Annotated in this window: 24 protein-coding genes; 3 read left to right on the top strand and 21 right to left on the bottom strand. The window is 59.9% G+C overall.

Annotation, left to right across the window (positions count from 1 at the left end; genetic code table 11):
• Window positions 1–3: 3 nt before the first annotated feature.
• From glpK to VHE12_06535, 9 genes are all read right to left on the bottom strand, one after another.
• The gene (glpK, locus tag VHE12_06575) at window positions 4–1,494 is read right to left on the bottom strand and encodes a glycerol kinase GlpK (protein ID HVZ80455.1); all 1,491 of its coding nucleotides are present in this window, start codon (window positions 1,492–1,494) and stop codon (window positions 4–6) included.
• 84 nt (window positions 1,495–1,578) lie between these two features.
• Window positions 1,579–2,322: a glycosyltransferase family 2 protein gene (locus tag VHE12_06570; protein ID HVZ80454.1), complete on the bottom strand. Its 744-nt coding sequence runs from the start codon at window positions 2,320–2,322 to the stop codon at window positions 1,579–1,581.
• Window positions 2,323–2,341: 19 nt separating this feature from the next.
• Window positions 2,342–3,124 (bottom strand): inositol monophosphatase family protein, encoded by a 783-nt coding sequence (locus tag VHE12_06565; protein ID HVZ80453.1) that lies wholly within the window; start codon window positions 3,122–3,124, stop codon window positions 2,342–2,344.
• Window positions 3,125–3,352: 228 nt separating this feature from the next.
• The gene (locus VHE12_06560) at window positions 3,353–3,763 is read right to left on the bottom strand and encodes a hypothetical protein (protein ID HVZ80452.1); all 411 of its coding nucleotides are present in this window, start codon (window positions 3,761–3,763) and stop codon (window positions 3,353–3,355) included.
• 60 nt (window positions 3,764–3,823) lie between these two features.
• Complete coding sequence (locus tag VHE12_06555) at window positions 3,824–4,300, bottom strand: cupin domain-containing protein (GenBank protein HVZ80451.1); 477 nt, start codon at window positions 4,298–4,300, stop codon at window positions 3,824–3,826.
• Window positions 4,301–4,311: 11 nt separating this feature from the next.
• Window positions 4,312–5,406, bottom strand: a complete 1,095-nt coding sequence (locus VHE12_06550; GenBank protein ID HVZ80450.1) for an ATP-dependent 6-phosphofructokinase — start codon at window positions 5,404–5,406, stop codon at window positions 4,312–4,314.
• A 16-nt stretch (window positions 5,407–5,422) separates the two neighbouring features.
• Complete coding sequence (locus VHE12_06545) at window positions 5,423–5,785, bottom strand: FKBP-type peptidyl-prolyl cis-trans isomerase (GenBank protein HVZ80449.1); 363 nt, start codon at window positions 5,783–5,785, stop codon at window positions 5,423–5,425.
• A gap of 111 nt (window positions 5,786–5,896) precedes the next feature.
• On the bottom strand, window positions 5,897–6,364 hold the full coding sequence (locus VHE12_06540) for an FKBP-type peptidyl-prolyl cis-trans isomerase (GenBank protein HVZ80448.1): 468 nt from the start codon (window positions 6,362–6,364) through the stop codon (window positions 5,897–5,899).
• An 82-nt stretch (window positions 6,365–6,446) separates the two neighbouring features.
• Window positions 6,447–6,680, bottom strand: a complete 234-nt coding sequence (locus VHE12_06535; protein ID HVZ80447.1) for a BON domain-containing protein — start codon at window positions 6,678–6,680, stop codon at window positions 6,447–6,449.
• A gap of 155 nt (window positions 6,681–6,835) precedes the next feature.
• Here VHE12_06535 and VHE12_06530 point away from each other — a divergent pair, with 155 nt between their 5' ends.
• From VHE12_06530 to VHE12_06520, 3 genes are read left to right on the top strand one after another with little or no spacing between them, the layout of a single operon-like run.
• Entirely contained in the window at window positions 6,836–7,843 is a 1,008-nt protein-coding gene (locus tag VHE12_06530; protein HVZ80446.1) for an ATP-binding cassette domain-containing protein, read from the top strand.
• A gap of 1 nt (window position 7,844) precedes the next feature.
• Window positions 7,845–8,678: an ABC-2 family transporter protein gene (locus VHE12_06525; protein HVZ80445.1), complete on the top strand. Its 834-nt coding sequence runs from the start codon at window positions 7,845–7,847 to the stop codon at window positions 8,676–8,678.
• Window positions 8,679–8,681: 3 nt separating this feature from the next.
• Window positions 8,682–9,467: an ABC-2 family transporter protein gene (locus VHE12_06520; protein ID HVZ80444.1), complete on the top strand. Its 786-nt coding sequence runs from the start codon at window positions 8,682–8,684 to the stop codon at window positions 9,465–9,467.
• Window positions 9,468–9,664: 197 nt separating this feature from the next.
• Here VHE12_06520 and VHE12_06515 read toward each other — a convergent pair whose 3' ends face one another.
• From VHE12_06515 to VHE12_06460, 12 genes are all read right to left on the bottom strand, one after another.
• A complete protein-coding gene (locus tag VHE12_06515; protein ID HVZ80443.1) occupies window positions 9,665–11,059 on the bottom strand; it encodes a PorV/PorQ family protein in 1,395 nt (464 codons plus the stop codon).
• Window positions 11,060–11,096: 37 nt separating this feature from the next.
• On the bottom strand, window positions 11,097–11,840 hold the full coding sequence (locus VHE12_06510; protein ID HVZ80442.1) for a T9SS type A sorting domain-containing protein: 744 nt from the start codon (window positions 11,838–11,840) through the stop codon (window positions 11,097–11,099).
• Between the two features lie 35 nt (window positions 11,841–11,875).
• On the bottom strand, window positions 11,876–12,739 hold the full coding sequence (locus VHE12_06505; GenBank protein HVZ80441.1) for a FlgD immunoglobulin-like domain containing protein: 864 nt from the start codon (window positions 12,737–12,739) through the stop codon (window positions 11,876–11,878).
• Window positions 12,736–13,296, bottom strand: coding sequence for an RNA polymerase sigma factor (locus VHE12_06500; GenBank protein ID HVZ80440.1), 561 nt, complete (start codon window positions 13,294–13,296; stop codon window positions 12,736–12,738). The genes VHE12_06505 and VHE12_06500 overlap by 4 nt, the downstream gene beginning before the upstream one ends.
• 99 nt (window positions 13,297–13,395) lie before the next feature.
• Window positions 13,396–15,306 carry a flagellar hook-basal body complex protein gene (locus tag VHE12_06495; GenBank protein HVZ80439.1) on the bottom strand — a complete coding sequence of 637 codons (1,911 nt, stop codon included), beginning with the start codon at window positions 15,304–15,306 and terminating at the stop codon, window positions 13,396–13,398.
• A 163-nt stretch (window positions 15,307–15,469) separates the two neighbouring features.
• Window positions 15,470–15,955 (bottom strand): SET domain-containing protein, encoded by a 486-nt coding sequence (locus tag VHE12_06490; GenBank protein HVZ80438.1) that lies wholly within the window; start codon window positions 15,953–15,955, stop codon window positions 15,470–15,472.
• 142 nt (window positions 15,956–16,097) lie between these two features.
• Entirely contained in the window at window positions 16,098–16,565 is a 468-nt protein-coding gene (msrA, locus tag VHE12_06485; GenBank protein ID HVZ80437.1) for a peptide-methionine (S)-S-oxide reductase MsrA, read from the bottom strand.
• Between the two features lie 61 nt (window positions 16,566–16,626).
• Window positions 16,627–19,359 carry a hypothetical protein gene (locus VHE12_06480; protein HVZ80436.1) on the bottom strand — a complete coding sequence of 911 codons (2,733 nt, stop codon included), beginning with the start codon at window positions 19,357–19,359 and terminating at the stop codon, window positions 16,627–16,629.
• Between the two features lie 103 nt (window positions 19,360–19,462).
• Entirely contained in the window at window positions 19,463–20,173 is a 711-nt protein-coding gene (locus tag VHE12_06475) for a hypothetical protein (GenBank protein ID HVZ80435.1), read from the bottom strand.
• A gap of 46 nt (window positions 20,174–20,219) precedes the next feature.
• On the bottom strand, window positions 20,220–20,993 hold the full coding sequence (locus VHE12_06470) for a hypothetical protein (GenBank protein HVZ80434.1): 774 nt from the start codon (window positions 20,991–20,993) through the stop codon (window positions 20,220–20,222).
• 32 nt (window positions 20,994–21,025) lie between these two features.
• Window positions 21,026–21,598, bottom strand: coding sequence for a TMEM175 family protein (locus VHE12_06465; GenBank protein HVZ80433.1), 573 nt, complete (start codon window positions 21,596–21,598; stop codon window positions 21,026–21,028).
• A gap of 77 nt (window positions 21,599–21,675) precedes the next feature.
• Window positions 21,676–23,957: hypothetical protein (locus tag VHE12_06460; GenBank protein HVZ80432.1), on the bottom strand; the 2,282-nt coding region annotated here is incomplete at its 5' end.

Genomic DNA, 23,957 nt, shown 5'->3' with positions numbered 1-23,957 from the left:
TTTTCATCCTCGGGTCAGGACGCGGCCGACCGCGTCCTTCCAACCGGCCCAAAGTCTTTCCCTTTTCGAGCCCTTCATTTTCGGTGTGAATCGTTTATCCGTCTTTCGGATATGGGGGACCCGGGCGCCCGGACCCCAAAGGTCCACACCCAGGCCAGCCAGGGCCGCGGCGCCCAGCGCGGTGGTCTCCACCATTTTAGGACGGTCGATGCGCACGTTCAAAATGTCCGCCTGGAATTGCATGAGCAGGTCGTTCTTGCAGGCCCCCCCATCCACGCGCAACTCCCTTAAGCGCATCTTCGAATCCCTCACCATGGCGTCCACCAGGTCCTTCGTCTGGTAGGCGAGCGATTCCAGCCCGGCCCGCACCACATGTTCCCGCTTCGTGCCCCGGGTGATCCCGATCAAAGCACCCCGGGCATGGGGATCCCAATAGGGTGCGCCCAATCCGACGAAAGCCGGGACCAGGTAGACCCCACCCGTATCCGGGACCTTTCGGGCCAAGACTTCCGATTCAGGCGAGGTTTTGATGACCTGGAGCCCGTCACGCAGCCACTGAATGGCGGCCCCTCCGATGAAGACCGCACCTTCCAGGGCATAACAAGGCTGTCCATGAGGGTCACAGGCGAGGGTGGTCAGGAGCTTGTTCTTGGAGAGCAGGAATTGCTTCCCCAGGTTGAGCACGAGGAAACAACCGGTGCCATAGGTGTTCTTCAGGGTCCCGGGCGTATGGCAGCCCTGTCCAAAAAGGGCGGCTTGCTGGTCACCGGCGATCCCGCTGATCTCGATGCCTCCACCCAGATAGCTCTTCTTGGAGGTCTCGCCGAACCTTCCGGCGGAAGGATGGACCTTCGGGAGGATCGCCCGCGGGACATGGAGCAGCTTTAAAAGCTGGTCGTCCCATTGCTTGGTACGGATGTTGAATAAAAGGGTGCGGGAAGCATTGGTGAAGTCCGTCGCGTGGGAATGGCCTCCCGTGAGCTTCCATAAAAGCCAGCTATCGATGGTCCCGAAGGCCAGTTCCCCCTTGGCCGCACGTTTCGCAGCGCCCGGGACGTTCTGAAGGAGCCATTCCACCTTGGTCCCGGAGAAATAGGCGTCCAACACCAGCCCGGTCTTTTTCTGGAAAAGGCCCGCTCTCCCTTGGGCCTTCAATTGGTCGCAACGGTGGGCGGTACGACGGCATTGCCAGACGATGGCCTTGTGGATCGGTTTGCCGGTTTTCCGGTCCCAGAGGACCACGGTCTCCCGTTGGTTCGTGATACCGATCCCGGCGATCCGGGACGGCTTCACCCCGGCGCTTTTAAGGGCTTTCCGGCCTGTGGTTTCGACCGAATCCCATATTTCCAGGGCGTCATGCTCGACCCAACCCGGCTTTGGAAAATACTGGGTGAACTCCTGGTAGGCGCTTCCCACGACCTTGCCCGTCGGATCGAAAAGGTAGGTCCGGGTCCCTGTGGTCCCCTGATCGATGGCTAGGATCAATTTGGACATAAAATCTCCACCCAAAACATTTTCACAATAGAGGCCAAAGAGTAAAGCGGGGATCCGTCCCCATGGACCCCTATCCCAAAACCATCATTTTTTTAAATCGAAAAGGGCCGTTTTCAAACCCATTTTATTGAAGCGGAATTGCAAAGCCGTCCAAAGGCAACCCAACCCATATTTTGAGCTGCGAACGAAATTGATGGAAGAAGCCTCGGCGAAATACTTGGCCGGGCAAGTCACCTCGGCGATGCGGAAACCCTGGTAATGGATCTGGGAGAGCATTTGATTGTCGAAGATGAAATCATCCGAGTTCCTTTCCATAGGGATGGACTCCAGCACCCTGCGCGTGAAAGCCCGGTAGCCCGTGTGGTATTCGGAGAGCTTGGCGCCCATCAGGAGGTTCTGGGTGAGGGTCAGGAACCGGTTGCTGATGTATTTATAAAGGGGCATCCCCCCTTGAAGGGCTTGTCCGCCAAGGATACGGGAAGCCAGGACGGTGTCATAAAGCCCTGACCCCAGCATATAGGCCATGGCCGGGATGAGCTTGGGGTCGTATTGATAGTCCGGATGCAACATGATGACAATATCGGCCTTCAACTTGAGGGCGGCGGCATAACAGGTCTTTTGATTTCCTCCATAACCAAGGTTTTTGGGATGGATGATGGTCCTGATCCGCAACTTCCTGGCCAATTGGGCGGTTTCGTCCCGGCTCGCGTCATCCACCAGGATGATATCGTCCACAATGGTCCGATCGATCTCGTCATATGTCTTTTTCAGGGTCTTGGCGGCGTTATAGGCTGGCATGACCACCACGATCTTCTTTTTGTAGATCATAGATCCCCTAGAAATGAAATTAACGGATAGTTTTTAGTACCTGTCCATGGGTCAGTCCATTGCTGGAAAGGGCATTGCCCCCATGGATGGTCCTGGCCCCTTTAAGGTCGGTGAATTGGCCGCCCGCTTCCTCCACGCAGATCTTGATGGGAGCCACGTCGTAGGCTTTCACCACCGGGTCCAACATAGCTTCGACCTTCCCCTGGATGACCAAAGCATGGCCGAAGGCATCCCCGAAACCCCGGTCGTCGTAGCATTTTCCGATAAGGTCCGTCAGACGTTTTCGGTAAGAACGGGAGGTGAGCCGTAGCCCCCCATAGGTCAGGGTGCCATTCTTTAGGTCCTGGATCCTGGACACATGGGCCCTTTTCCCGTCCGCAAAACAACCTTGGCCCTTCGCCGCCCAAAGGGTACTCTTCAGGGCCGGAAAGTGGATGACCCCGGCCACCACCTCCCCTCTATATTCGAGCCCCAACAGGGTGCTCCAAAAGGGAATGCCCCGGATGAACTGCCGGGTGCCGTCCACGGGATCGATCCACCATTTGAAATCGTTTTTGGAGCTTTTATCCCAGCCGAATTCTTCCCCGCAAAGCTGGTGATCCGGGAAAGCCTTGGCCAGCATGCCCCGAATGACCTTTTCGGCTTCCCGGTCGGCCCGGGTCACGGGCGAGCGGTCCACCTTCTTGATGACCGGAACGTTCTTTTGGAAATAACGCAGGGCCCGCGCGCCCCCCGCTTGGGCGGCCTTCCGGGCGACGGACAGGAAATATCGGAGTTCTTGGGCGGAAAAGGTGGTTTTCATGGGGCCATTCTACAAGGAAGAAGAAGGCCTAAAAACAAAAAGCCCCCGGGAACCCCAGGGGCTCATGGCCTTTCATTGTCCGACCCTGAACCTTCATTCCAGGGTGGACAAACCGTTCCATTTGAAAACCTTCAAAAACCAGCGGTAGCCCGTATCACCCTCGGACCTCGGCTTGGGGTCGAGACAACCCCTGAATCCACGCACCTTCGCTTCCAAAGGGCGGTCGTTTTACATCATCGCCTTGCCGCGGATATTAATGTTCTTCTTTTTGCCATCCTTATCCACTTCGGCGGCTTTCTTGGGGATCAGGACGTCACCGGGATAGACCTCGCCGGTCAACTCCAGTTGTTTGCCCACGTACTCGGCGAAAGCCGAGGCTGGGAAGGCCAGGACATAAAGTTTCTTATCGACCAGCAATCCCGCCGGGCTCCCGCTCTTGAGGCATTCAGTGCCGCACTTTTTCATTCCCATATGGTCATTGCCGGTCTCGTTATCCCCGAGATAGCAGGCCACATCCACCAAAGTACCGGTCAAGGTGGCTTTCTTGGCCCCCCCATCCTTATCCATGTCATGCGCCCGGACCATCGTCCCGGCGGCCAAAATTGTCAGGCCCAAGGCCATCACCCATGCTTTTCTCACAGAATCCCTCCGAAATGAAATTCCAGCCCCCTTTATTACGCCACCACCCACGGGGAAGTTTCAAGTTAGACGCATGATCTCCGCTTCCGCTCCCGGAAATTCCTTCAACAAGAGGTCCCGGGACCCCAACTGGAAGTCCTCGAAATCGAAGCCTGGCGCCACCGTCGTCCCCATCAAGGCGAACCTCCCGCCTTCCTTCAAATAGCCCCCGAACCAAGTACCTGCGGGGACCACCCATTGGACCGTCTGCCCCATCCCAAGGTCGGACCCTAAGACGACCTTCCGCCAATTCCCCCCATTCTCCAAAAGGACCCAGGTCACCGGGTCCCCCAGGTAAAAGTGGAAGATCTCGTCCGAACCCAACCGATGCATTTTGGAAACCGCCCCCGGGACCAGCATGTAATAAATGGCGGTCGAATAATGGCGGCTAGGCTGATGGCCCGGGATGAGGGACGGCCCCCGGTAGGTCTCGCAGAAATAGCCTCCTTCCGGATGGGGCTTTAGGTCGAGCAGATGGATCAGTTGTTCCGCGGTCAAGGAAGGGATGTTCAAACGCCGAAATCCACACCGATGCGCTTGGCGGCCAGGACCCACTCATGGTCCTTGGGCACGATCCGGGTCTTGCCGGCGGCGGTCTCCAAGGGCACCGAATCCATGGCTTGGTTCTTCAGGGAGACCATCCGGCCGAACCGGCCGTCCTTCACCAGTTCCAAAGCATGGACCCCGAAAAGGGTCGCCAATTTCCGGTCGAAGGCGGTGGGGGTGCCGCCCCGGACAATGTGGCCCAGCACGACCGATCGGGTCTCGATGCCCGATTTGGTCTCCAAGTGATGCGCCAGCTCCCGGCCGACGCCCCCCAAGCGGATCCTTCCCTTGGACCTGGGATTCGGGCGGTCCAATACCACTCCTCCACCCTTGGGATGGGCCCCTTCCGCGATGACCACGATACTGCTTTTTTTGCCGCGCTTACGGCGGTCATGGATGGTCTCCGCGACCTTCCACTCGTCATAGGGTAATTCGGGGAGGAGGATGATATCCCCTCCCGAGGCCATTCCCGCCCCCAGGGCCAACCACCCGGCATTGCGGCCCATGACCTCCACCACCATGACGCGGTGATGGGAAGCCGCCACGGTGTGCAGGCGGTCGATGGCTTCCGACGCCACCGATACCGCCGTGTCATAGCCGAAGGTCTGGTCGGTCCCCTCCAGGTCGTTGTCGATGGTCTTGGGAACCCCGACGATCTTGACCCCCATGCGGGCCAGTCGGTGGGCCACCGTCATGCTACCGTTGCCGCCCAGGATCACCAAGGCCTGGATGCCCAGGCGCCGCAGGCTCTGCGGGATCTCGGAGGCGCAATCCCGGAAGCGTGCCTTGCCCCGGACGGTGACCGGCATATGGAAGGGGTTGTCCTTGTTGGAGGAACCCAGGATGGTCCCCCCCAAGGTAAGGATGTTCGAGACGTCCTCCGGGGCCAGGACCTTCATGTTCTTCTCGACCAGGCCCCGGAAGCCATCCTGGATCCCCACGACGTCCATGCCCGAAAAGTTGGCGCTCTTGACCACTGCGCGGATGACCGCGTTCAACCCCGGGCAATCGCCCCCGGCGGTCAGGATGCCGATGCATCGGATCTTGGATCGGGCCATGGAATGCCGTTCTTCCTTATTGATAACCCAGCAAGGTGACCTCGAAGACCAGGTCGGCGTTGGGAGGGATCACGCCCCCCGCGCCCCGGGGACCATAACCCAGCGCCGAGGGGATGAGGAGCTTCCGCTTTTCGCCCACTTTCATGCCCTGGACGCCCTCGTCCCATCCCTTGATGACCTGGCCGACCCCCAAGGTGAATTCGAAGGGACGTCCCCGGTCCAGGGAACTGTCGAACTTGGTGCCGTTGGTCAGCCAACCGGTGTAATGGACGGTGACCTTCTTGCCCGCCGGGACCCCTTCTCCCGTTCCTTCCTGGAGGACCAGATAGCGGAGCCCGGAAGCGGTGGTGATGGTGGAAGCAGAAGCCGGGACCTCCAAGGGGCCGGACGGAGGAAAGCCCCCCCGCTTCGAACGAACCCAATAAAGGGCTCCGGCGGCCAGCATGATGACAAGGACGCCGATAACGAAACGCGTTTCCATGGGGCCGCCCTACTCGACGCCCAGGAGTTCCACATCGAAGATCAGGGTCGCGTTGGGTGGGATGACGCCGCCCGCTCCCCGTTCTCCATAGCCCAAGGAGGAAGGGATGGTCAGCTTACGCTTCTCGCCGATCTTCATGCCCTCCACACCCTCATCCCAGCCCCGGATGACCTGGCCGGCGCCGAGGTTGAACTGGAAAGGCTGGCCCCGGTCCACCGAACTATCGAACTTGGTGCCGTCCGTGAGCCAACCCGTATAGTGGACGGAGACCCGGTGGCCGGCCTTGGCGGCCTTCCCCTTGCCCGTCTTGAGGATCTGGTATTTCAAGCCATCGGCGGTGGTGACGACCTTGGCGGACTTGACGGTTTTCGTCTTGGCGACGGTCGTGGGGGCCGGGGTCGACGCGGGCGCGTCATCGGCCAGGACGGCGGCAGCAGGAATGGCAAGGCTGGCGGCAAGCAACAAGGTCTTCAGCATGGGTCCCTCCCTTGGATGGTGCGAAAGGCGAGAGTATAACCCATGGAAGTTGGAGTTTCATCCCGGTGCCGGACCAGCCCCTTCAGTCGGCGATGCGGGCCACCCGGATATTGTTATGGATGGTGCAGCCTCCCGCCACCCCATGGACCGCGGACTCGATATCCCGCTTGGTCGCGAAATCATCCACCACTCCCGAGAGGGAAACGACCCTGCTGCGGACCGTGACATGGATGCCCATGCCCCGGTTGCGGATGACGCGGCTGATATCCGCTTCCAATTCGACGTCCTTAGGATCCGAAAGATTGTGGTTGTCCATGACGTTCTCCTTTCAAAAGACCCCGCTTAAAAAGGTTACGCCTCTTGGGACAGGATTTCCACCGGCCATCCGGCCCTAAAATGGGCCCTTTCGACCCTCCGGGACCCTTGTTAAGATGCTCGACTTCGAACGGACTCCCTACTCAAGGTCAAATCATGGAACTCGCGCTGAAGGTCGAAAAACTCGCCAAAAGCTATACCCGCCGCATCCACAAGCCCGGCCTCTTGGGCTCGATCCAGTCCCTCTTTTCGGGCCGGACCGAGGACGTCCCCGCCGTGCGGGGGGTCTCCTTCACCATCGGCCGCGGGGAAAGGGTGGGATTGATCGGCGAGAACGGGGCGGGCAAATCCACCACCTTGAAGATGCTCACCGGCATCATCGTGCCCACCGGGGGCACCCTGGAGGTGCTGGGTCTTTTGCCCTGGAAGCAGCGCCGGGAACTGGCCCTCAATATCGGGGTGGTCTTCGGCCAAAGGCCCCAACTGCTCTGGGACATCCCGGTGCGCGAGACCTTCCGGCTCCTGAAGACCATGTATCGCATCCCCGAGGAGGTCTATCAGGTCACCTACTCCCAGGCGGTCAAACGTCTGGGCCTGGAGCCCCTGCTGGGCACGCCCGTGCGCCAATTGTCCCTGGGCCAGCGGATGCGTTGCGACCTGGCGGCCGCGCTCCTGCACGCACCCGCCGTCGCCTTCCTGGACGAACCCACCATCGGCCTGGACCTGTCGGTCAAGGAACAGGTCCGGGAGTTCATTGCGGACATGCAGGAACGTTTCGGGACCACCCTTCTTATCACCACCCACGACCTGAAGGACATCACCGAGACCTGCGACCGCCTCCTGCTCCTGGACAAGGGGACCTTGCTCTTCGACGGCTCCCTCAAGGCCTTCGAGACCCGTTTCGCCCGGGAATCCCGTATCGTGGCCGAACTGCACCGGCCCATCGCCCCGGCGGCCCTGAAGAAGCTCACCGCCGAGATGAAACGCCATGGTGGGAAAGTGCTGGAGGCGGAAGGCCACCGCCTGGTGGTGGAATACCGCAAGGCCGGGGCCGCCCCCGCCCTGACCCAGGCCCTCCTGAGGGGCCCCAAGGTCGCCGACCTGACCCTGGAAAAGACCGACATCGAGACCATCGTGACCCGCATCTACCGGCAGAAGGACTGAAATGAACTTCCGGTCCCTCCAACCCCCATTGACCGCCGGGCAGATGTTGGAAAGCTACGGATCCCTCTTCGTCCGGTCGCTCAAGGCGAGCTTCGCCTACCGGGCCTCCACCGTGACCTCATTGCTGACGGCCATGCTGATGTACGCCATTCCCATGCTGGTCTGGAAGCAGGTCTTCGCCCAGAACCCGGCCTTGGCGGCCAGCCACACCCGGATGTTCCCCTACCTTTTGATGGCCGGTTGCGTCAATTATGGCCTGAGCATGAGCGTGGAGTTCCGTATCGGACAACGGATCCGCCAGGGCTTGATCGCCACCGACCTTTTGAAGCCCGTGGACTTCCAGATGGCCCAAGGGGTCCAGGCCATCAGCGACGGTCTTTTCAACGGGGTCCTGGGGATGGTCGTCTTCGGATGTGGTTGGATCTTCCTGGGGGACGAGATCCTCCCGGCCGGTGGGGAGGCCTTGGCCTTCTTCATCCCCAGTTTCCTGATGGCCTTCCTGATCCAATACCTCATCTGCTTCGTCTTCGTTCAGGGGGCCTTCTATACCTACAGCGGATACGGGATCTTCGCAGCCCGAGGGGCCCTGCACCAGACCTTCTCCGGCATCTCGGCGCCCCTCACCCTCTACCCCGCCTTCCTTTACAACATCGGCCAATGGCTCCCCTTCCGCCATACCCTCTATACCCCCGTCTCCCTTTACCTGGGGACCACCCGGGGCGCGGAGGCCTGGGCTCTTCTGGGGGAACAGGTCGCCTGGACCGCCGGTCTTTTCCTTCTGGGGCGCTTCCTGATGGGCCGTTCCCTCAAACAGTTGGAAGTCCAAGGAGGATAGTCCATGAAGGAAAAACTGGCGCTCTACTGGATGGCCTTCAACACCGCCCTGCAGGCCAAGTTCGAATACCGGGTGGACATGGTGCTGGGGGTACTGACTTCCTGCATGTTGCAGTTGTCCGCGTTGGGCCTGCTATGGATCGTCTTCAGCCAGACCCCACGGCTGAACGATTGGACGCCGGAACAGGTTGTCCTTCTCTTCGGGGTGATGGCGGCTTCTCTGGGCACCTCGGAGCTGCTTTTCAACCATATTTGGATGCTTCCTTACTACGTGGTCATGGGCGAGTTGGACCGTCTCATGACCTACCCGGTCGATTCACTTTATTTCCTGTTGATCACCCGGCCCGAACTCCATTCCTTCGGGAACCTTTTCATGGGCTATGGCTTGGCCGGCCTGGCCCTGGTCCGCCTCCACGCCCCCCTGGAAGCTTGGCTCCTCCTGCCCCTCTGCGTCCTCTGCGGCTCGGTCATGTACACCTCGGCCCTGGTCATCTTCGGGAGCCTCTCTTTCCGTTTCATCGGCCCCACCTCGATGCACTTCATGATCCCCCATGTCCTGCTCCAGGCCACTCGTTACCCTTTGAGCATCTTCCCGGGCTGGCTGCAATATGCCCTGATGTTCCTCCTACCCTACGGGGCATTCAATTATCTTCCCGCGGGCCTGCTGCTCGACAAGGGACTGGCTCCCTGGCTTTTCCTGGCCGCCCCCCTGGCGGCGGTCCTGTTCGTCCTGGAGGCACGGGCCTGCTGGAAATGGGGCATCAACCAGTACGAAAGCACCGGCTCCTGACCTTTCCCCGAAATGAAAAAACCCCGGGTCCTTAACAACAGGAACCCGGGGCTGCCCAATGGATACGACTATCGATAGGTCTGCGAATAGGACACACCGATACCGTGAGGGGAGGCCTTCCATCTCGGTCGGTCCTGGAACCCTTACGCCTACTAGACGGACATCCCCCTGTTTTATTCCATGGATCTTGCGATTTTTTATTGGGGATATTGCTTCAACCACTCCCGCAAGCGCTCGTTCTGGGGGTCCAATTCGAGCAGTTTCCGGTAGGATTCCAGGGATTTGTCGAAATAAAGGCGTCCCAGGCGGTCCCAAGCCCTCTGGAAATGGGGGTCCTTCTCCACGGCCTTGAGGTAAAGGTCCAAGGCCTCCTGCTTGAGACCCATCCGGAGCTTCACTTCGGCCTGATCGAAACATTGTTGGGCCGTAAGGTCCCCCCCGGTCGTCACCTCGAACTGCAGGGTGACCGCAGCCCCGGTGCCTCCCGATGCGCCGGGCGCGGCCTGGGTCTGGGGAGCGGCTCCCGGGACCGGCGCGCCCAGGTCAAAAAAGGTGCTCGGGGCCGGGGGCGCCGCAGGCACAGGGGTCGGCATCGGCGTGGAACTCGGCCTGGGCTTTTCCGGGAAGGAATAACCCACCGAAAAACGCTGCAGGTTCCCCAAATCGCCCAGGAAGGAAAAGGAATAATCCAGTTGGAACTGGCTGATCCTCACCCCTCCCCCGAAGCTCAATCCATTCAAGGATGTGGAGGATTCCTGGAAAAGATCCGCATGGTAACCGCACCGAAGAAAATAACGCTTCTCGATGCCGTACTCGAACCCTGCCCCCAGGCGGTTCCCGCCGAAGAAGCCCAGGTCCCCATCCGTGGCGATGAGGATCTCCTGGCTCCCTTGGGAAGCTAAGGGAATCTTCAAGGCCACGCCCAGCAGCATTTCAGTGGGCAAATGATACCCCCCCGTTTCCACCCCCGCGTTACGGAGGTTGAACCCAAGGCTCAGGTGGTCATCAGGCCTTTCCAGGAGCCCCGCCTCCCACATCAATCCCATGTGGACACTCCCATCGATATCCTGGCGGATCCAACGGCTCCCGAAACCGAGGGAAAGGTCCTTTTGGAGGGGGAATCCGAAGGCGGCTCCCAGCCCCAGGTCGAAGGGGTTGTAGGTCCCCAACAGGGCCCCCGAAGGGTCCCGTTTCGGGATCGGTCCGTAATTCAGATAACTCAGGTCGAAAGCCATCGTTCCGGTCCCCTCCAGGGAGAGGGTCCCGCCCAGATCCTCATAAAATCCGTCCACAAAATAACCATTGTGCACGGCACTCAACTGATTTTGGTCGATCCGGGCAAGTCCGGCGGGGTTGTATTGCAGGGCGGAAAAATCGTCGGCGACGGCGGTAAAGTTCTCTCCCATTCCCGTGGCCCGGGCGCCCATCCCCGAGGAGAGGATCGGGAAAGCTGTGGCCGGGTCCGTGGAAAGACCCCAAACCCGTTGCGTTAGCACGCCCAGGAGCATCCAGGCGAGCCAACACCACAGGACCGGTCGCTTTTTGGAGGATCTATTTTCGATCAGGGTATTCACTCCCCGTAGAACTTTCACCAAAAGGCCATTATAGGCCCGGCTTACAGGTCACCGGCTAAGGAGACCGGGTCAGCCCGAACTTGCCTAAGGAGGACCTTTTGGATCCGGAAGCTCCCTGGGCCGTCAGATAAAAATAATAAACGCCGTGGGAGAAGGAGGACACATCCGCCGTATAGAGGTTGTTCCCCGGGTTCCCCAGGGTCTCCCATTTCGCCACGGGGTTACCCGCTCCGTTGAGGATCTGGATCTGGACCTGGCTGGTCTCGCAAAGCACATAAAGGAATTGGAGGCTGTCCCCTGGGTCCGGGTTGGGATAGGCGTAATTGACCAGATCTTGGCATCCGGGCGGGGCCGTGGGGCTGGGAGAAAAGGTGACCGTGGGAGTGGCCGTGATCGTGGGCGTGAAGGTCGGTGTCAGCGTAGGGCTCAAGGTCGGAGTCAAGGTCGGGGTGGCCGTGAAGGACGGCGTAGCCGAGAAAGTAGGGGTGGGGGATGCGGTAGACGTCATCGATTCCGTCACGGTCGGCGTCAAGGTAGGCGTGGCGGTCTGGGTCGCGGTCAAGGTCGGAGTAGCGGAGAAAGTAAGGGTGGGCGTGTGGGTCGGCGTGACAGTCGTTGTGGCGGTCGGGGTATTCGTGGGAGTGGAGGTAAAAGTGCAGGGACCGCAAGGGGTGTTGGTGGGGGTATTCGTGGCGACCTGGGCTTGGGTCTTTCCGGCACAGTAAAAAAAACAAAGGACCGAAAGGACGAACAAGGCCCTCCCGAAGGACCGGTGGAGATTTGGAGCGCCCGGGTTCATGGGGACCTTCGCGGACCCGTTCTTGACACGAACGGTTACTTGGGCAGGATCTTCAAGACCCCTGACATTTTCTTCCCGTTCAGGCCCAGGACCACATGATAGGAACCTGGAAGCACCGGGACACCCAAGTCGTCCTTCCCGTCCCAATCCACATAACGATCGCCCGCTTCCACAGGTCCCGCAAAAAGATGCCGGACCAAATTCCCATGGGCGTCGAAGATCGTGATGGTCGCCGGGCCGGGCCTATCCGAATGGATGTCCACCCGGAGGGCGTCCCCCAAGGCACTGGCGGACTTGGACTGGGTCGAGACCGCTGGAACGACCGGCATCGGACTCCTCTCTTGGGTATTTGCCGGGGCCTTTGCGGACAGGGTCCTTCGATCTTGGATCCCCGCGGTCCCGCCTTCTTCTCGGGCCGCGTTATCCGGTTCGGGGGGGCGCGCGACGGACCGCACCTGCCGGACCGTGGAATGGTCCGGAAGCTCCTTGGCCGGGTTTTTCTTCGCCCCCTCCGCTTGGCCGGACAAGAAGGTTCCGGGAACGGGTGCGGCGGCCGTTCCGGCCTGGATCGTCGTCATGGAGGTCCAATGGCGGAAACCCCAATAGCCGAGTGCCACCACACCGAGGGCGACCAGGGCCTTCCCGCCGAGTTGAAGATTCTTGAGCCAAGGGGAAGGTTTATGCCGGGCCCAAAGATCCATCACCTGGGCGTCCAAACGTGAAGCGATGGCCTCCACGGAGGCTTCGGGAACGGGTCCCAAACGCTCGGCGACCGCTTGGGTGACCTGTTCGGCAAAAGCCGGGTCCCGGCGCATCAGGGCGTCGAACTCCGCCTGGGCCTCCTCGGTAAAGGAACCGTCCAGGTAGATCCTCAATAATGTTTCGGGTGAAAATTTCACGAAAACCCTTCTTCCCAGCCCGCTGGCAATTTTTCCCGCACTTTTTCAATCAGTTTTTGACGGGCCCGGAAAAGGCCTGATGTCACGCTACCCACCGGCATCTTCAACCGGTTCGCGATGGCTTCGTAGGAGAGCCCCTTGATCTCGCGCAACGTGATCAGTTCCTTGTCCCGCCCCTCCAGGTGTTGGATCTCCTCCCGCAAGAGCTTGAGGGCTTCCTCCGGGTAGGCTTTGTTCTGCTCTCTGGACGGGTGGGAAGCGAAAAAATCCACCGAGAACGGCATAGTTTTCTTCTTCTTTTCCAGATGATCCCGGCAAAGGTTGACGGCGATATGGTTCAACCAGGTCCCCAGGGAGCATTCGAACCGGAATTTATCGAGGTTTTTGAGGGCCTTGATGAAGGTTTCCTGCACCATATCCTCGACCTCGACGTCGTTGCCAAGGAAGTACCAACAAGCCCGGATCAAGGCCTTTTGATGGGTTTTATAGAGTTCTTGGAAAGCGGTTTGTTCGCCTTTCAAGATGCGTTGGACCAGTTCCCGGTCAATGGAAGTCACGAAAGCCTCAAATAAGATAAGGATTTCAAAGGGACGACAAACGATATAGATGGAATTATACCGGTGAAATGGGCTTTTTGAACGCCCGGACGGGACCTTTTAGCCGCCCTGACCCAAATGGGAAAGGGTATCCAAAGTATGGTTGACCACCGAGATCATGCGGGCGTTGGTCTCAAAACCCCGTTGGGCGATGATCATGTTGGAAAGCTCGACGGAAAGGTCCACATTGGAACCCTCCAAGGAACCGGAAAGTACCTTTCCGAATCCCGATTGTCCCCCGAATCCGACATGGGCCGCACCCGAATTCTGGGAAAGGGAGAATTCATTATCCCCCACCTTGGCCAATCCTTCCGGATTGGCGACCTGGGTCAACGCCAATTGGGCCAGTGGCAGGATCCGACCGTTCGAAAACGAACCTTGGATGGTCCCTGTCTGGTCGATATTGATCCCTTGAAGGACACCGGAAGGATAACCGTTCTGGTCGGCGGCATAGACCGTATTTTTGGGGACATAAGTGTTAACGCCGTTGACGACCTGGTAACCCCCTTCCGCATCACTGTAGATACCATCCCTTTTCCCGACGGGGATCTGTTGGGTGCCCCCCAGGAGGCCGAAAGACCCGAAGTCCAGCGAAACAGGAGTGATCTCCGCGCCCTGGGTGGGGATGGGGGAAACCGGAGGATTGAAATTGACCGGAGGAAGATAGACCCGGGGGATGGACATATAATTGACCCCTAAGCCCGGAGGACCGGGAAACCCACCCACTCCCCCGCTTGAGGCGAGCGATCCCTCCGTATTGAACCAAAGGAAGTCCCCGAAAAATCCCTGGTTGACCAAGCCCCGGTCATAGGAAAAGAAGGGCCCCGCCCCTTGCAGGTCCCCCTCGCCGATCCCCGTTCCGCCCAGAAGCCCGGCGGTAGAGACTGGCTTGCCGCCGGTGGTGTCAAAGGCGTACCAGGCATAGCAAACCTGATTCGGACCGGCCGGATTATTGATGCCATTGGTCCCCAGGTCGTTCACTTGGTAGAACTGAACGGTGATCTGGCGCAAATTACCCTCGGAATCATAAACGGTTTCTGACATCTGGTGGGCCGGCGGGACCGGGGGTGATTGCTCCCAGGCATAATTCCCTCCAAAACCCTGGACCGTCGTGAGGCTCAGATAGCCGTTCTCCAAAGGGGCAGGAGGCGGGAAATTCCCCGGAATGAAGGTCGAAAGGTTGGCGGCCTGTTGGAGTGTAAAACCTCCCGAAGCATTGATCTGGACCGTCATTCGTGTGGTATCGAGGGCATTGGCCGGTCCGATGAAGGCGATGGTCAGCCCGACGGGAAGTGTCGCCCCGGGGGAAGCCCCCGTGAAGAGACCCGGGAAAAGGTCGAGAAGATTGGGCTGCTGGAGTGAATCCAAGTTCCCTTTGAAGGTCACCTCGGTGGTGGCTTTCGGCGGGATCGTCATATCCCGGGGGATCTGGATATCCTGGGTCTGTGAAAGGCCTGCCGTGTTGAGGGTCGGGACCGCACTGGTCACCTGGAGAAAGCCGCCGTTGAAAGCCGAATTGATGGTGTTCTTGTTGTAGACCGTCAAGGCATTGAAACCCTGGATCCGGTCCCCATTGGGATTGACCAGGTAACCGTTCCCGTCGAAGGTCAGGTTCCCGGCCCGCGTCAAAAGAACATCATTTCCCCGCCGGGCGGAAAGGAACCCATCCCCTTGGATGGAGATGTCCGTCGAGATCCCGGTCATCTGGGTGGACCCTTGGGCAAAAAGGGTCTGGATGGAGCCCACGCGGGTCCCCAAACCGATCTGCTGGGGATCCACGCCACCCGTCCCTTGTCCCTGGTTCCCCGCCTGGCCGCCCAGGATGTTCTGGGATAATTGGTCAGCAAACTCCAACCGGCTCGACTTATAGCCGACCGTGTTGCTGTTGGCGATATTGTTCCCGATGACGTCCAACCAGATGCTGTCCGATTGGAGGCCAGAGATGGAACTGAACATAGCCCGAAGGCCCATGGCGATCCCTAAAGGAGGATTGGAAGTGTGAAAGGGCGTTGAAAAGTTCTGAGGTAGGGTCAATTTTCCGACAAATCACGGATTTTTGTTGGAAAATCGGGTCATCAAGAAATAAAAAAATCCGTGATTTTCCAAAGAAAATCACGGATTCAGGACGGACCGATCAGTTTGAAGCGGCCGTGACCTTTGTTCGGTATTTGGGACCCACTTGGACGGCACCGGTGCAGTTGGCGCTCCCGCATTGGCATTTGAACTCGTAGGTCCAATTGCCAACATTGTCGGTCTGCCGGTAATCCCAGCTGATCTCTTCCCCCTTGGGGATGTCCCGGTTGGCCACCAAGACGATGCCGTTGACCACCTTGGATGAAGGATCGCAGGCATGATTGACGAAACAAAGGGGGTCGCATCCGTTCTCGTAATCATGCAGCATGATGAACCCCGGGTAAATGTACATGGCATGATCGAGATTGAGTTTATCGGCGGGCACAGTCTTGGACAGGACTTCGATCTCTCCTTCAGGGATCACGATGCCCCCAAAGACACCGATCACGTCGTTCTCCTTGATGTTTTGGACGGCGTAAACACCCTGGCCTTCCATCCCGCTCTTCCTGACTTCCACAGCCTCACTGACCCAAGGCTTGATCCTCATATTTTTTGTAATCAACCATCCTTTTAGCAGTTTGCCCAGGATGCAGTCCCCGGGATGGGCTGATTCTACTCGAAGGCCTTTCGGGGCACATGGGTTCTTTGGGGACTTTTTGGGTGGATTTACGCCCTTTTTGGAACAGCCCTCAAAGGTGGCAGTTGTCTAGGCCCCGCTTGGCCAGGTACTGCTGGTGGTAATCCTCGGCCTTCCAAAAGATGGTCGCGGGGACGATCTGGGTAACGATCGGGCTCTTGTAATCCTTCTTCTGGGCTTTTTCCTTGGAGGCCAAGGCCTTCTTCTCCTGCTCGGGCGAGTGGAAGAAAATGACCGACCGGTACTGGGTGCCGACGTCGGGCCCCTGGCGGTTCAGCGTGGTGGGGTTGTGGCTGTGCCAGAAGATGTCCAAGAGCTGGTCATAGGAGACCTGCTTGGGATCGAACTCCACCTGAACCACTTCGGCATGACCCGTGCGGTCCGTGCAGACATCCTTATAGGTGGGATTGTTGGTGAGGCCGCCCTCGTAGCCCACCGCGGTGTTCACCACACCCTTCGTGCGCCGGAAGGTCTCCTCCACGCCCCAAAAACAGCCCGCTCCGAAAGTGGCTTTTTCCATGATCCTCTCCTTTAGAACGTCCTTCCCCCTGGGATACGCCGGAAGCCGGCCGAAGGTGACATTACCGGGTTATTAATAGCTTGAGCATCCATCGATTGGAAGGGGTTGTCACGAGAACATAATAAAGACCGTTGGCGGCGGTCCCACCCTCGAACCGCGTGGGATCCAAGGCGTATTGGAAGACCCCGGCCGGCAGGTTCTGCACCTTGTCCCCATAGACCTTCCTAAAAGAGGTCGTGAAGACCTTCACCTCCAGGGACGATTGGGGTTGGGCCAGGATGACCTGAAGTGTGGTCGGACCCTGGTCCCGGACGGGGTTGGGATAAAAAACAGGGCGGGTGGCCGCCAAAACGACATTGACCGAACTGGTCACAAGCGCCGGCGCGCCGGCGTAGTCCATTTGGGCGTTGTTGGTCAGGACCTGACCGGGGAGGTCCCCGGCGTCGACCGTGGCCTGATAGGTGATCAAATAGGAGCCTGGATTCAGGACCGGGAATGTCCAGCCGATCGTCCGGGTGGACGGATTCCAGGATGTGACCCCGCCCGGCGGCGCGATCCCGAACCCCGCCAGTTCCAGCCCCGCCGGCAGGACATCGGTGATGGAAAGGTTGAAGGCGGGACCCCCAACGACGTTCACGGACAATGTATAGGTAAGGGTATCGTTGGGCTGGGCGATCACCTCGGAAACGCTTTTGACCAGCCCGGCCCCGGGGGTGGGTGTCCAAGTATCCGTAGGGTTGGGGGTACTGGACCACGTGGGTGTCGGGCTCCAACTGGGGGTTCCCGTGAAGGACGGCGTATCCGAAGACGTCCCGGTGAAGGACGCCGTAGGTGTCATCGAAGTGGTCGGGGTGTGGGTCCTTGTGGAACTCAAGGTCAAGGTCGGACTATCCGTCGGGGTTGGGCTGGGTGTCGGCGTCAAAGTGGATGTGCCCGTGGCAGTGGGTGTCCAGGTCGGGGTGACCGTCGGGGTCGAGGTGGGCGACCAGGTCAGGTTGGGCGTATCGGTCACGGTCGGGGTCGGGGTGGATGTTCCCGTTACAGTCGGGGTGGGGGACGCCGTTGGCGTCTGGCTGGGGGTGGGGGTGGTCGAGGACGTCGCGGTGGGGGATGCCGTCGGGGTCCCGGTGGCGGTGCCCGTCATGGACGGAGTGAAGGAAAAGGTCCCCGTCGGCGAATCCGTGGGGCTGTTCGTGGCCGTGGGGGTTTGGGTGATGGTCCAAGTCGGGGTCGGGGTACCCGTCCCGGTGGGGGTCCCGGAAGGGGTCTGGGTCGCCGTCAAGGTCGGGGTACCGGTCTCCGTGTAGGTGTGGGTGGCGGTCGGACTGAGGGTCGGGGACTGGGTCCCCGTTTGCGTGGGGGTCCCGGTCGGCGTGAAGGTGGCAAAGGTCCCGGGGCAGTAATTGGCCACGATGGGTTCGTGCCAACTGGTAGCGTATTGGCTCGCTGGATAACTGGATCCTGTCGCCGGGAAAAGGAAAGATCCGGCCGGTATGAAAACGAATGAGTTGGCGCTAGTGGGTGTGGGTTGGTAGACAAGGGCAAAACTGCTGACAGGACCCGAATAGAGATAGGCCAACCAATAGTCCCCGGCGGTCACCGGGGCATCGGGGACCTTCAAGAGGTTCCATCCCGCCGCCGAAACATAGGTGGTGGATTGAGATAGGAGGTTCCCGATGGTATTGCCCCCGGTGTTCGAATAGATCGCCGTTTCCAAATAGTACTTTCCGGAGTCGGAAGACGGCAGATAAACCGACATGGTCTCCACCATGCCATCCTGAGGCAGGGTGTAACGGCATGCCCGGATGGCCGCCGCCGAAAGGGCGGTCACAGGGCCTCCGACAGTATTGGAATCGCCGAAGGACAGGGCTGCCCCACCGCAATCAGGGGTAAGGCTTAGGTCTGGTGTCGGAGAAATGGTCGGCGACGAGGTGGGGCTCGGGCTGTTGGTCACGGTAGATGTTCGAGTGGGAGTAAAAGTGATCGTATCCGTCGGGGTGGAAGTGAAGATGGTCCCGGTATTGGTCGCGGTCAGGGTCGAGGTGGGGGTTGGAGAGGACGTTGGGGTGAAGGTGGAGGTCGGCGTATTCGTGATCGTCGGGGTCGAGGTGGGGGCAAGGCAGTATACGGCGTAAATGGAGTCGGCGTTGGCGTCATAACCGGGAAGGGGCATCGCCGACGGAAGGGTCGGGAATGTTATCGCTGCGGAAGTATAGGCCACTACGCTCACCCCGACCGTGGACGTGTCATAAACGACCGGAGCACCGCCAAGATAGGCGTCCGCCAGCCAATAGGTCCCTGGGGTCAAATACTGGGGAGGATTGATCGGGAATCCGTTCCACCCGAAGCCCAAGGTTTGCGCGGCGGACTGGACGATCAAACTACCGATGTTCCCCGCGGTCCCGTTATAGATCCCGGTGACCACCTGGGGATTTACGTTCCCGTTATAAAGCCAAAGACTATAGACCGTGACGGCCTTATTGACCGAGATCAGGCTGGCACGCATGGAAAAAGAACCCGATCCAAGGAAGGCCGCGGTCGTCACCCCGAAGGAACCCGCGGAACCTCCGCAAGGAGGTGTCAGGGTCAGGTTCGGGGTAAGCGTATTGGTCGGAGTAGAGCTAACGGTCGAAGTGCGGGTGTCCGTCGCGGTATTGGTGGGGGTGCGGGTGGCGGTGTCGGTGCGGGTATTGGTGGGGGTCCGGGTCGGAGTGGCGGTCTGGGCCAAGGCCAGGGTCGGAAAGACGAATAGAAGCAATAGAAGGGGCGTGGATGGGCGTCGGAACGGAAACATGGGTCTTCCCTTTTGAAAGTTGCCTATTCTAACGGCCTCAAAAGGGAAAACTTAAAGGATTAAAGGGGATCCAGGCACTTTCCCACCCGCCCCGTTGTCGGGCCTATTCGTTGCCCCAATAGATGACCAGGTCGCCCACGAAAACGCCGGGCCCGTTCTCCTTGGCGGTTTCCAAGGTCACTTCCAGCTCGACCCTTTCCTTCATGGGCATATTGGCCGGGCGGAAATCGGCCTGGACGTTCAGGCTGGCCCGCACCTCGAAATCCAGTTTGATCTTCGGGAAGTTCGGCTTGGGTGGATAGGGGAAGACCGCCTTCAGGGTCCGGCTCTCGTCCGCCCGGGGCGGCTTGGCCGATTTGGAGGCATCACTGGCGGCCACCACCTTATAGACCGCCACCGCGTTGGGATCCTTCAAGTTCCCCTGGATGGCCTTGAACCAGCCGGGATATTGTTCCGGATCCTCCGGGGAATAGATCATATCCAACGGTTGCACCACGACCCGGTGGGCGAAGGCCTGGTCGTTGGCCAAGACACCGCTCACGAAAATGGGTTTGTTCTGCATCGACTGGACGGCCTGCAGGAAGGGTTGGACCCCCTGGGGCAAAAGCTTGACCTTGAGGTCGAGCAGGCCGCTGGGGTTGGCGGTCTGGTTGATGTTCAGGAGATATTTCTTGTCGTCGGGGACGAAGCGGGCGTGGAAGTCGCCCTCGGCGGTCGCGCTGGGAGCCCCCGACAATTTGCCCGGTGCATTCACCAGGTTCTGGTTCGTGTCCAGCAGGGTGCTCTTCTTGCCGAAAAGGTCCATCAGGCCCATGGGCGCCTCCCGAAAAGGTGATGCCCCATCATACACCCGGAATGGGTCAGGATTTGGCCTCGGAGCGGACCATGAATTGGCTCGCCATGTCCCCCCGGAAGATCATGGTGCCCACGTGGTCCAAACGGCTCTGGAGGTCCGCCCAGATCTCCCCGCCCAAGTCCGTCCAACGGCGGCAGAAACTATAGTCCTCGCTCAGGTAAACGCCGGTCGCCTCGTCGATCATGCCATTGAAAAGGGCCGACCGATAGGGGCTGTCCCTCAAGGGGTCCTCGGCCTGGTTCTCACGCTTATAGCGAAGGGCCGGATAGGCCTCTATCATTTTGAGGAGCGTCTCCCGCTGGATCATCATGAACCCTGTCCCGGCATAGCGGACCTTCGCGAAACCGTTCTTGGGGACGATCTTGGATGGGTCCTCCAATTCCAATACATAGGAAAGGGCCGTGGATTCCAAATGGGTCATGCCCGCCTTGGCCAAGGAAATGACCTTGGGCCAATCCACCCGTTTGGTGGGATAGACCCCGGCGGCCAAGGGCGCGTCGAAGTCCAATAACCGCAGGGCCTGCTCGGGCCCGAAGGTGATGTCCGCGTCCACGAAAAGCAGATGGGTCGCCGACGGGTTGTTCAGGAAATGGGCCACGATGTTCTGCCGGGCCCGGGGAATGAGGGCATCCCCCGAGAGAAGGTTCACGCTCAGGTCGATGTCCCCCCGATGGGCACAGGCCGCTTGGAGGCGCATGAGGGATGTGGTGAAACCGCTGGAGACCAGGCCCCCATAGCAAGGGGTGCCGATGACCAGGTGGGTGCGGGTGTTGGGCATGACGCTATCTTACCTAAAGAACCGGGTTTCGGTCATGCGGTCAAACGCTCGAAACGACGGTCCGGCACCAGCCAGACCGCGAGCACGAGGAAGAAGAGGACATAGGAGGCCACGGGAAAATAAAAGGCCAGGGGTATGGCGGCAAAATAAACGACCACCGAGAACTTCCCCTTGAGATCGGACCCTAAGGCCCGGGACAAGGCCGAATTCCGGCCGTGATGCCGCAGGAGGGCCTGGACCAGGATGAAATAACCCAACCCGGCCATGAACTGGACGAATCCATAGAAGGCCACCGGCCAGGTCTCCAATCCGTGGTTCCCCACCCAGGCCATCACGAAAGGGACCAGGGAAAGCCAGAAGAGCAGGTGCAGATTGGCCCAAAGGACCGCCCCGTTCACCTTCTGGACGGCGTGGAAAAGATGGTGGTGATTGCTCCAATAAACACCCAGGAAGACGAAGCTCAGGAGGTAGGTCAAAAGAAGGGGCCAAAGGTTGGAGAGCGCCTCCCAGGAAGCGCCTTGGGGTGTCTTGAGCTCCAACACCATGATGGTGATGAGGATGGCGAAGACCCCGTCGCTGAAGGCTTCCAAACGCCCCTTGGTCATTTTCTCTCCTGGTATCGATCCAACGCGGGAACTTTATACCAGGACCCGCCCTTTTCGACCAAGACCCATCCTGGCCTTTAGTGGACCACGGCGATCTTGAGGAGCCTTTGGTGCAGGAACCGGCCTTGGGCATCCTTGGATTCGACCAACGTCAGGTAAACACCGCTGGCCAGGCCTTGGGCATCCCAAGTGGCCTGGGAAGTCCCCGACGCCCCATCCCAGGCCTTCACCAACTCGCCCGCCAGGCTATAGACCCGGACCCGAAGGGTCAGTCCCGGACCGGAACTATCCTGGAAGATAACGATGAAACCTTGGGAGCTGTTCAGAAGGTTCGGGAAAGCCTGTAAGGGTCCGGACAGGTCCCGCGGGCCGTTCTGGACCGTGACCTGAAGGTTGACGGTCACATCCGCGCCCTGGCCGTCGAAGGAATGCACTTCGATCATGTATTGACCGTTCATCACATAGTTGGAAGCGTCCCCCCGTCCGTCCCAGGTCACTGTCACCCCATTGCTCAACACGATGGAAAGCTGGGCAGGGGCCCCTCCCCCTCCTCCGGGCCGGATCAAGTCGCTGGAGAGCCTGGCTCCCATTGGGGATGAATCCCCCGGGTCGTCGATCATGGCATAAAGGTGCCGTACCACTTCCCCCGCTTCGTTATAGATAAGAATGTTCGTTTTGAGGAGCGACCGGCTCACCGTCACCAGTTGGGAAACGCTCTTGTCCACCCCCGACGGGTCGATGTTGTCCACCTTGATGTAATAGGCCCCGTTCGAGGCCAGGCCCCCGTCCGCCGTCGTTCCATCCCAGACCGCCACCGGCACTCCCCCGTAAAAGACCGTCACCGATCGATTGGCGCCATCGAGGCTATCGATGGAGTGGTTGGCCCCTAAGGTGACGTTCTCCATGGGGTCCGGCAAGCTCTTGGCCAATATCAACTTCACCAATTCCCCAGCCGCGTTGTAGACCCCGATCCGGACCGTGTAGATCCCAATGGGCGTGGAGGTCGCCGTTTCGGTCGACGTAGAGGTGACGGTGAAGGTGGGGGTCCAGGTGGGAGTCCGGGTCGGCGTCGGGGTATTGGAGACGGTCGCGGTGGCGGTCGAAGTGGCGCTATGGGTCGGTGTAGAGGTGGGGGTCGGGGTAAAACTATCGGTCGGGGACGGGGTCGGCGTAAAGGTCAGGGTCCAGGTCGGGGTATCCGTCCAAGTGGATGTTTCGGTCGGTGTGAAGGTGGGCGTGAAAGTGAAGGTCGGCGTCGGGCTATGGGTATCGGTCGGGGTCGGGCTGGGGGTCCATGTCGGGGTGACCGTCACCGTATCCGTCGGCGTGGAGGTCGGTGTCCAGGTGCGGGTGTCCGTCGGGGTGGGTGTGTTGGTCGGGGTACTTGTGAAAGTGGGGGTGATCATGGGAGTGTCCGTGAAAGTGGGGGTGGGCGTATCTGTGGAGGTCGGGGTCGAGGTCGGGGACCAGGTAAAGGTCATTGTGAAAGTATCGGTCCAAGTGGGCGTTGGCGTATGGGTGGCGCTGTTCGTCGGGCTATTGGTCGGTGTGGGGGTATAGGTCCATGTCGCGGTGGGGGTCAGGGTCGGCGTGCTGGTCGGAGTGGGCGTGATGATCGCGGTATGGGTCGGGGTAGTCGTCACGGTCGGGGTATCCGTTGGCGTGGCCGTTGGGGTGGCGGTAGGCGTCCAGGTATGGGTCGGGGTTGGGGTGGCTGTGTTCGTGGGAGTGGGGGTCGAGGTATAGGTCGCGGTAGGGGTATGGGTCACGGTCGGCGTAGGGGTCCGGGTAGGTGTATGGGTCGGCGTAGGAGTGATCACGGCGGTGTTGGTGGGGGTCGGTGTCACCGTGGGCGTATTCGTCGGGGTTGGGGTCAAGGTGACGGTAAAGGTGGGTGTGGGAGTATTGGTCGGCGTATTCGTGGGTGTCCGGGTCGGAGTGGCCGTCGGGGTCCAGGTATTGGTCGGGGTCGGGGTGGCCGTGTGGCTGGGCGTATTGGTCGGGGTATGGGTCACGGTCGGCGTGGGGGTCCGGGTAGGTGTATGGGTCGGGGTAGGCGTGATCACGGCGGTATTGGTGGGCGTCGGTGTCACCGTGGGAGTGTTGGTCGGGGTCGGTGTAAAGGTCCGGGTGGGCGTGGCGGTGGAGGTATAGGTGGGTGTGGCAGTGAAGGTATCGGTCGGGGTATTCGTCCGGGTAAGGGTTGGTGTGGCGGTATTGGTGTTGGTGGGCGTCGAGGTGGGGGTGTTGGTTTTCGTAGGGGTGGCGGTCGGTGTATGGGTCGGGGTAGGCGTGATCACGGCGGTATTGGTGGGCGTCGGTGTCACCGTGGGAGTGTTGGTCGGGGTCGGTGTAAAGG

This window comes from bacterium (genome assembly GCA_035549195.1).
GTDB lineage: Bacteria > Oederibacteriota > Muellerivitia > Muellerivitales > Muellerivitaceae > DASZRK01.
This window is presented reverse-complemented; position numbering and strand designations above follow the sequence as displayed.